The organism is Catenulispora rubra (genome assembly GCF_015356825.1).
In the GTDB taxonomy this organism is placed as follows: Bacteria; Actinomycetota; Actinomycetes; order Streptomycetales; family Catenulisporaceae; genus Catenulispora; species Catenulispora rubra.
In genome coordinates, this window is sequence record NZ_JAACYW010000471.1 from 1 (window position 1) to 5448 (window position 5448).

5 protein-coding genes are annotated in these 5448 nt (G+C 70.6%); 3 read left to right on the forward strand and 2 right to left on the reverse strand.

All coding sequences use genetic code 11. From position 1 onward, the window contains the following. The coding region (locus tag GWK61_RS52425) for a CoA transferase (RefSeq protein ID WP_194921737.1) at positions 1-206 on the reverse strand (206 nt) is incomplete at its 3' end. A 151-nt stretch (positions 207-357) separates the two neighbouring features. On the opposite strand from GWK61_RS52425, the gene GWK61_RS52430 reads away from it, so the two are divergent. Next, positions 358-1110, forward strand: a complete 753-nt coding sequence (locus tag GWK61_RS52430; RefSeq protein WP_194921740.1) for a response regulator transcription factor — start codon at positions 358-360, stop codon at positions 1108-1110. On the opposite strand, the gene GWK61_RS52435 is transcribed toward GWK61_RS52430, so the two are convergent. After that, positions 1041-2471 carry a sensor histidine kinase gene (locus tag GWK61_RS52435; protein WP_194921738.1) on the reverse strand — a complete coding sequence of 477 codons (1431 nt, stop codon included), beginning with the start codon at positions 2469-2471 and terminating at the stop codon, positions 1041-1043. The two genes, GWK61_RS52430 and GWK61_RS52435, sit on opposite strands and share 70 nt — an antisense overlap. A gap of 280 nt (positions 2472-2751) precedes the next feature. On the opposite strand from GWK61_RS52435, the gene GWK61_RS52440 reads away from it, so the two are divergent. Together GWK61_RS52440 and GWK61_RS57975 are read left to right on the forward strand one after the other, a co-directional pair. Next, positions 2752-4005, forward strand: a complete 1254-nt coding sequence (locus tag GWK61_RS52440; RefSeq protein WP_194921739.1) for a serine hydrolase domain-containing protein — start codon at positions 2752-2754, stop codon at positions 4003-4005. Between the two features lie 89 nt (positions 4006-4094). Further along, the gene (locus GWK61_RS57975; protein WP_228564420.1) at positions 4095-5438 is read left to right on the forward strand and encodes a D-sedoheptulose-7-phosphate isomerase; all 1344 of its coding nucleotides are present in this window, start codon (positions 4095-4097) and stop codon (positions 5436-5438) included. The last annotated feature ends 10 nt before the right edge of the window (positions 5439-5448 follow it).

The window sequence follows — 5448 nt, forward strand, 5'->3', positions numbered from 1 at the left end:
CGGGCGAAGGGTGGGCCCCAGCCGCGGGTCTCGTCGCCGCCGGGTGGCTCGACCTTGATGACGCGGGCGCCGAGGTCGCCGAGCATCATCGCGGCGTGGGGGCCGGCCAGTGCGTGCGACAGGTCTAGGACCAGTAAGTCGGCGAGCGGGCCGGTTGGGGTGGCGGTCTGCGCATCATCGGTCCCTGCGTTGGTGTGCGCGTTCATGATTTCTCCCGGGAGTGTCAGGGGGTCGGATGGGGCTTTTTCACCACGGTACGGAAGTGGTTGCGAGGGGATTCTCAGCGGAAGGTTAAAGATCCCTAACCCTGCGCGAGCGTGGAATTGTGGCGCTTGGCGATGTAATGGACCTATGACGATGACGAGCGCTGATCTGCTGGTGGTCGAGGACGACGTGGACATCGCCGAGGAGCTCCTCCAGGCGCTCACCGGCCACGGCTACCACGCGGACCTGGTCACCAGCGGGGCCGGGGCGATCGCCCACGTCCGCGACCGGCAGCCGGACCTGGTGCTGCTCGACCTGGGCCTGCCGGACCTCGACGGCGTGGCGCTGTGCCGCCGCCTGCGCGCCACGCTGCCGGTGGAGAGCGTCATCGTCGTGCTGACCGCGCGCACCCAGGAGTTCGAGGTGGTCGTGGCGCTGGACGCGGGCGCCGACGACTACCTGACCAAACCGTTCCGCTTCACCGAGCTCCTGGCCCGGATCCGCGCGCACCTGCGTCGGCGCCAGGCCACCTCCGGGCAGCCGGTGATCCAGCTCGGCCGGGTCCGGATCGACACCCGCGCCCGGCGCGTCCACGTCGCAGACCAGGAGGTGACGCTGCGCCCGAAGGAGTTCGACCTCTTACTGATCCTCGCCGAGCAGGTCGGGGCGGTGGTGAGCCGGACGGAGCTGATGGCGCAGGTGTGGGACGAGCACTGGTTCGGGTCGACGAAGACCCTTGATGTGCATGTCTCGGCCCTGCGGAGGAAGCTCTCCGATGCCACGCCGGACGCGGACGCGGAGCCGATCATCACGACGGTGCGCGGGCGGGGGTATCGCTACGAGTTCCCGGTGGCGGGAAGGCTTGCGGAGGAAGCAGCGCTGGTCATGTCGGGGGTGGCTCGTTGAAGCGGCAGCAGGAGGCTGAAGACTGGTCGGGGGCCGGCGTGACGCACGACCAGGCGCCCGCCTTCGGCTTCGGCTAGGGAACGGGCCAGCGGCAGGCCGATCCCGCGGCGCGAGGCGAGAGAGTTAGCGGCGGGAGTTTTAGCTGCAGGCGTTTTAGCTGCAGGAAAGTTAGCAGCGGGAGTGTCAGCGAGAGAGCTATTGGTGGAGGCAGGCGAGCCCTCGTCGGCGCTGAAGTGCAGGTCAGGAGCGTCGTCGCCGCCGCACAAGCCGGGGCCGTCGTCGCCGACCTCCACGGCCACGCCGGTGCCGACGTCCACGACGCTGACGCGGATCTCGCCGCGGCCGTGGACGAGTGCGTTGTCCAGCAGGGCGCCCATGATCTGTGCGATCGCCGCCTCTGCGACGCGCACCGGTTCAAGCCCCTGCTCGCACCGCACCACCAGCGGGCGTCCGGCCTCCGCCGCGGCGACTCGGTAGCGCTCCGCCACGCGCTCGGCGACGTGTGCCGCGTCCACGGCGATGTCGCCTCCGTGAGTCTCGCGGGCCAGGCGCAGCAGCTCCTCCACCGTCTCGGCGAGGTGCTCGGCGCGCCGCAGCGCCGTCGCGACCGCCTCGCGCCGGACGTCGTCCTCCCCCACCGTCTGCGCCGACTCCAAGCCGAGTACCAAGGCCGTCAGCGGAGTCCGCAGCTGGTGCGACACCGCAGTGGTGAACCGCCGCTCGCGCTCCAGCACGTCGCCGAGCCTGCGCGCCGTCGCCGCGAGGGCCTGGCCGGCGACGTCGGCCTCGCGGATCCCGGTGCGGGGGGCCTGAATCGTGAAGTCGCCGTCTCCGAGGGCCCGGGCGACCGTGGTCAGGCGCTCCAACGGAATCGCCACCCGCCGCGCCAGGTGCCAGGCCAGCAGCGCCGACAACGCGACCACCACCGAACCCAGCCCGGCCAGCAGCACACAGGCCCGCTGCCAGCGGTCGGTCACGACCTTCCACGGCATCCACACCCGCACCGCCGCCTCGACCCGGCCGCCGCGCGTCACCGGCGCCGCGACCGCCAGATGACCGGCCTCCACCCCCTGATGGAACCCGCCGCGCCGGACCATCGCAGCGACCCGCGAGGCGGCGGGACCCTCCCCGGCGATCCGGTGGCCGTCCGGCGCGTAGAGGCCGACGTCGACATCGTGGGAGAGCTCGTCGAGACCCGCCAGAGCTCCGGCGCCTGAGGTCGGCCGCGCGCCAACCTCGGCGGCGACCCAGACGGCGTCGCGCTGGAGCATCACCACCGCACCGGATCGGTAGACCTCCGCCAGCGCCCAAGCCAGCGGGAGCGTGAACAGCAGAACGCCGCACGCCGTCACCGCCACCATCGAGAGCAAAACTCGGCTGCGCAGGCGGGTGCTCCCACGCCGCCACCAAGGTCTCCTACTGCACGGCTCGCTCAGGGCGGATCCGGCGCTCGCGTCCGACACACGGCAATCCTGCCTTGGCAAATCGCGTATATCGCAGAAGCCTTCGCGTGTCGGGGCGGCGATGACATCGGTAGATAAGTACACCCACAGGAGGGTGTTTGACCCCACTGTTTCGCGCGGCCGTGGACGACACGCTGGACCTGACTGAGAAATCGTCATCGCGAAGGGATCCATCACCATGTCCGAGTACTCGCGGGCGGCCAAGAACCGTCGCCGGGCCGCCTCGGTCCTCATTCTGGCCGCCGCCGTGACCGCGACTGCCGCGACTACCGCAGCGACCGCGACCGCCGCCTCGACCGCCGCCCCGGCCACCGGCGCAAAGCAGCTCACGAAGCTGGCCGACCAGGTCGTGGCCGACGGCGCGCCCGGAATCGTGGTACGCCTCGGCGGCATCGGAACGCGGCCAGTAGAGATCGCCCGGCAAGCACCCTTCACGCGCGCCGACGGCCGACTCGACCCCGACGACCGGGTCCGCATGGGCTCCAACACCAAAACCATGGTCGCGACCCTGGTCCTCCAGCAGGTCGCGCAGCACCGGATCGCGTTGACCGATCCGGTCGAGAAGTGGCTGCCCGGGCAGGTGCCGAACGGCTCGGCCATCACCGTCAGGATGCTGCTGAACCACACCAGCGGCCTGTACAACTACCTGGACGACCCCGCCGTCCTGGCCTCGTTCATCGGTCAGAACCCGCATGACTGGACCCCGCAGGAACTGCTGGTCGCCGGCGTCACGCACCCCGCACTGTTCGCACCCGGCGCGCAGTTCTCCTACAGCAACACCAACTACATAGCCCTCGGCCTGATCCTCCAGAAGGTCACCGGCCGCAGCCTGGCCGACCTGCTCCAGGACGACATCGCGCGACCGCTGGGCCTGCACGACACCTACCTCGCCAGCGCACATCACAACGACCCCAACCTCGCCCACGGCTACGAGCCCGACGCCGCCGACCTGGCGCCGTACCTGCCACCCGGCGTCCCAGCCGGAACCTCCTTCGCCGGCCCGGCCCGCGGCGACTTCGTCAACGTCACCGCGATCAACCCGAGCAGCCTCTGGGCCGCAGGCGGCATCGTCTCCACCGCCGACGACTGGGCCCGCTTCGACAGCGCCCTGATGTCCGGCAAGCTGCTGCCGAAGGCCGAGCTCCAGGAAATGCGCACCACCGTCCCCGAGGACCCGACCCAGCCCGACGGCGACGGCTACGGCCTGGGCCTGCGCAAGGTCGTCTTCCCCTGCGGCACCGTCTGGGGCCACGACGGCCAGGCCCCGGGCTATTCCAGCCAGACCTACACCGACGCGGCCGGGAAGCACACCGTCGCGATCATCACGACCACGATCTTCGGCGTCGCCAACCCGAAGACCGCCGCCGACTACCAGAAGCTCACGGACGCAGCGGTGTGCACCATGCTCGGCAAGCCGATACCCGCAGCCTGAGGCGACAAGCCGGTGGCCGTCGAACCGCCTGGCGCGGCGAAGTGAATCCGGGCCGGTGAGGGGGATCCGGGCAGCTATGGTCGATGTCCATGGTGACCGATTCGCCGAATAAGACTGATAAGACTGATAAGTTCATCGCCGAAGCCTTCGCTCGGCGCGTCGAGCCGATCGCCAGGCTCTCCGACTCGGCCGACGCCGTCGCCGAGGCGTGCCTGGCCATGGCGCGAGCCTTTCGGAGCGGCGGTCGGCTGCTGGTGTTCGGTACCGGGACGGCGGCCACCGACGCGCAGCACGTCTCGGTCGAATTCGTGCATCCGGTGATCGTCGGCAAGCGCGCGCTGCCGGCGTTCTCGCTGGCGGCGGACGCGGCGACGGTGACCGGGCTGGCCGGGTCCGCAGGGCTCGAAGCAGTGTTCGCGCACCAGTTGCGGGTGCTCGGGCGGCCAGCCGACATCGCGTTGGGGATCTCAGGGGACGGCGAGTGTCCAGCGGTGGCTCGCGCGCTGGTCACCGCTCGCGAGCTCGGTATGACCACAGTCGCCTTGGTCGGCGGAACCAGCGGAACCAGCAAAAGCAGGGGAAGCGCCGAAGACAGCAGAACCAACAACAGCGGCAGAGAGATCGCCAAGCGCGCCCTGGCAGACCACTGCCTCACCGTGGAATCCGACGACCCCCGCGTGGTCAAGGAAGGCCACGTCACCCTCTACCACCTGCTGTGGGAGCTGACGCACGCCTTCCTGGAGCAGCCGCACGCCGCCGACCCCGCGCAAAGTCCCGAACCGGCAGGCGCGGGCATCACAGGGCTCTACCCCTTCCTCTACTCCGGCGAGGCGTCCGTCACCGAACTGACCGCCGAGGTCGCGGCGTCGGCCAGGTCGAAGATCGCCGAGATCGTCGACCTCCGGCGTGAGATCGGAGTGGCGGAGGCGCAGAACCTCGCGGCCTGCGCGCAGGTGCTGGCACGCGGCTTCGCCGACGGCGCCACGCTGCTGGCGTTCGGCAACGGCGGCAGCAGCTCCGACGCCCAGGACGTCGTCCACACCTTCCTCGACCCGGGCCCCGGCGCGACGGCTCGGCCCGCGCTGTGCCTGACCAACGACACCGCGGTGCTCACGGCACTGTCCAACGACATCGGCTTCGACGTGGTCTTCGCGCGCCAACTCCAGGCCGTCGGCCGCCCCGGCGACATCGCCGTCGCGGTCTCCACCAGCGGCGGCTCGGCCAACGTGCTGGCCGCGCTGGCCGCCGCACGCAAGAGCGGGATGACGACCGTCGGCTTCGCGGGCTACGACGGCGGCCGGATGGCCGAGCCGGGCCTGGTCGACCACCTGTTCGCGGTGCCCTCCGCCTCGGTCCACCGGATCCAGGAGATCCAGACGACGCTGTACCACGTGCTGTGGGAGCTGGTGCAGGCCGAGCTGGCCCGCGCATAAGCTCACGCGC

Coding starts and splice junctions, on each gene's coding strand:
- GWK61_RS52440 (WP_194921739.1), top strand. CDS start 2,752: ATGTCCGAGTACTCGCGGGCGGCCAAGAACCGTCGCCGGGCCGCCTCG.
- GWK61_RS57975 (WP_228564420.1), top strand. CDS start 4,095: ATGGTGACCGATTCGCCGAATAAGACTGATAAGACTGATAAGTTCATC.
- GWK61_RS52430 (WP_194921740.1), top strand. CDS start 358: ATGACGAGCGCTGATCTGCTGGTGGTCGAGGACGACGTGGACATCGCC.
- GWK61_RS52435 (WP_194921738.1), bottom strand. CDS start 2,471: ATGGTGGCGGTGACGGCGTGCGGCGTTCTGCTGTTCACGCTCCCGCTG.